This is a genomic window from Neobacillus sp. MER 74 (assembly GCF_023714155.1).
The window spans coordinates 1-353 of sequence record NZ_JAMAUV010000087.1 but is presented as its reverse complement, the minus strand read 5'-3'; the positions used below and the strand labels follow the sequence as shown (position 1 = coordinate 353).

The following is a 353-nucleotide window of genomic DNA, read 5'->3' as shown; positions in this document are numbered from 1 at the left end:
TTTAGGCCCACCATACTTTCACTTTCATAATGGGGTCTTAGCTCAGCTGGGAGAGCGCCTGCTTTGCACGCAGGAGGTCAGGGGTTCGATCCCCCTAGACTCCACCAAAGTTTTTTGTGAAAGCAAATAACTTTCAACTCATTCGTTCTTTGAAAACTAGATAATCGTAATGAAGAAGCAAAGTAAACATCGAGTAATCGCCATTTTAGATTTTCTCTCTTATGTGAGTAAGAGTTATAAACCTTTTAGGTTAAGTTAGAAAGGGCGCACGGTGAATGCCTTGGCACTAGGAGCCGATGAAGGACGGGACTAACACCGATATGCTTCGGGGAGCTGTAAGTAAGCTTTGATCC

At 43.9% G+C, this 353-nt stretch carries 1 tRNA gene and 1 rRNA gene; both read left to right on the top strand.

The window, feature by feature from the left end:
• Positions 1-31 precede the first annotated feature (31 nt).
• Positions 32-107 (top strand) — tRNA-Ala (locus M3610_RS27610).
• 141 nt (positions 108-248) lie between these two features.
• A 23S ribosomal RNA gene (locus M3610_RS27605) occupies positions 249-353 on the top strand; the annotation flags it as partial.